At 28.7% G+C, this 2,277-nt stretch carries 3 protein-coding genes; all 3 read left to right on the top strand.

Annotated features, from left to right (window positions below; translation table 11 throughout):
• Window positions 1–58 precede the first annotated feature (58 nt).
• Window positions 59–460, top strand: coding sequence for a hypothetical protein (locus tag N3C_RS14645; protein WP_083604582.1), 402 nt, complete (start codon window positions 59–61; stop codon window positions 458–460).
• A 113-nt stretch (window positions 461–573) separates the two neighbouring features.
• Window positions 574–1,437, top strand: a complete 864-nt coding sequence (locus tag N3C_RS14915) for a hypothetical protein (protein WP_143312701.1) — start codon at window positions 574–576, stop codon at window positions 1,435–1,437.
• Between the two features lie 440 nt (window positions 1,438–1,877).
• A partial coding sequence (locus N3C_RS14630) for a hypothetical protein (RefSeq protein WP_178377852.1) occupies window positions 1,878–2,277 on the top strand: 400 nt, incomplete at its 3' end.

Below are 2,277 nucleotides of genomic sequence, written 5' to 3'. Positions count from 1 at the left end.
AGCTATAGATACCTTTGATATAAATAAACTATTTTAAAAACGAGAGGAGAATGGTAAAATGAGTACAATGGCTTTACAAATGCCATGCAGCTACGTTGATATTGACAGGGATGAGATGGAGTATGTTGATGGAGGAATTTATATTTCAAATTCTGACCTTCGGACTTTTTGCAAAGCAACTTTTGTAGCAGTAGGAATCAACCCTGTTGGAGCAACACTAATAGGATTAGGAGTGTGGAAAGTGGCTGCCATAATTACAGCTGGATGGGCAGCAATAAGTGCTAAGTTGGGAGCATGGTCAGGACCTATTGGTTGGGTACTAGGTATTGTAGGTGTGGCTGCCGTTGGTGGATTGTCACATACTATTGCGGATGCTTTAATACAAGGTAAGGGCATTGATTTTGGAATAAAATATTCGCGCTGGGGAATACCTTATGGAATAGATGTTTCTGTTAGATAACTTTAAATATATATGCTTTTAATATAAGTTTAGTAATTATACTACAATGACTATCTAAAACTATTGATAAGAAGTCATTGTAGTATTATTCTTAAAAGAAATGGGGAATATATGTGAAAAGATGGAGTGTATATATTGTAACTTTGTTGATTTTAAATATAAATAGCTTGGTTTATGGTGTGGTATCTTCATATTATCGGACGACATTCCAACTGTGGAGTTTATCACATTATTTGATCTACTGTGTTTTGCTATTTTTAGCTAGTAAAATCATTATTACAACAGTCTTTAAATCGAAATTTGTGAAGAATGTTTTTATTTCAAGTTTTATTATAAGTTTTTTTACTTTGATTTTAGGCTGGTATTTAACGTCTTTAAAAGTTAAATCTACAGTTTTTATCTGCATTCTTATTAGTCAGTTAGCTTCTGAAGGTTTATCTTTTTTTATGACACTTTATTGTAAAAGACATTCTTTTATTAATAAAGATGATATTACATCGTTTTCCTTTGAGGATGGTGTAAAGTATGGTTTAAGAATTATAATGGAAGAAAATTCTGATGAGGAGTATAACAAAAGGATTATGCAATGTACGACTTTTACACCTATAATACTTATTTTGATAATTATTTTATATATAATAATTCCAAATATACTAAAGCGTAGTAATAATAGAATTAATATTATTTTATTTTCTATTCCTATCATTTTTGGTTTTATTTTAATAAATAATTATAGAAACAGATTGTATTATAAGAAAAACAAATATATAAAGAAAGCAATTTTCGAAACAATACTAATATTGACAGGAATAGCATTCTTGTTTTATTTTGAAGGATTTGTTTACTATAAAACTTATTTTATTAATTTTTATGTATTAGTTATTCCAATAGCTATGTTATATAGTGTTTTAGATACAAATTATAAAGTATCAAAGGAGTATATAAGAATTATTAATCAAAAAAAGAAACAAGAATAGTGGTAGAACGCAATCGTAAAAAATAGACGCCTAAATATATACTTCTACAACTAGTTTATTAGCCTTGGCGGTTTCAGCAATGCTATAAATATTGCTATTTGCAGTTGCGCTTTTAGCCGTATTTACAAACAAGAAGTTTTTTCTTTCTATAACAAAAGCCCTAATTACTCTTTAGTTTTTAGTGAAATAAATAAGATAATCTACTGTTGAGAATTAGATAAAGGATATATTGAGTATGAATGCCCAGAGTGTGGGAGAAGAATAAAAAAGGTTTCACATGTAAGAGCAGCATCAAAAACTTAGACGTTGGGAATATAGGATAATGAAATCTTTTGGAATAGATCCATTGAGATGCAAGTGCGGAGCACTAATGAAGTTTAAAGATATAGTGTATACTAAGTATGGAAGTAATAGGGACATGCTCTTAAGGAAAATTAAATATGAGGTTGAGAAGAATATTGATGCTATCAAATATAGTTTTAGAAATAGGAATGAGCAAAAAGATGAGAGATATGCCTCATGATAAAAAGGACAATGAAACAGATTATTTTATAAGTAATAGCGAGGACATTCCAATATTATTGCAGAATATGGGAGCCATAAAAATTTTATTTTGGGTTATATTTTTTATGACAGGTACAATTATGAGAGCTTTCGGACCTAAATATGTTTGGTTATTTGCTCTTATTATAATAGTGGCATTTATAGTATATATCTATATATCATTTAATACTTTAAAAAACATATACAAGGATAGGAAGAAATTCTTGGAAGCTTTTTATATAAATAACCTTACTTTTATTATTTCCTTAGTCATTCTATTTATATCAGAGGGGATAG

Source organism: Clostridium sp. N3C (assembly GCF_900095445.1).
Classification (GTDB): Bacteria; Bacillota; Clostridia; order Clostridiales; family Clostridiaceae; genus Clostridium_AU.
This window is presented reverse-complemented; position numbering and strand designations above follow the sequence as displayed.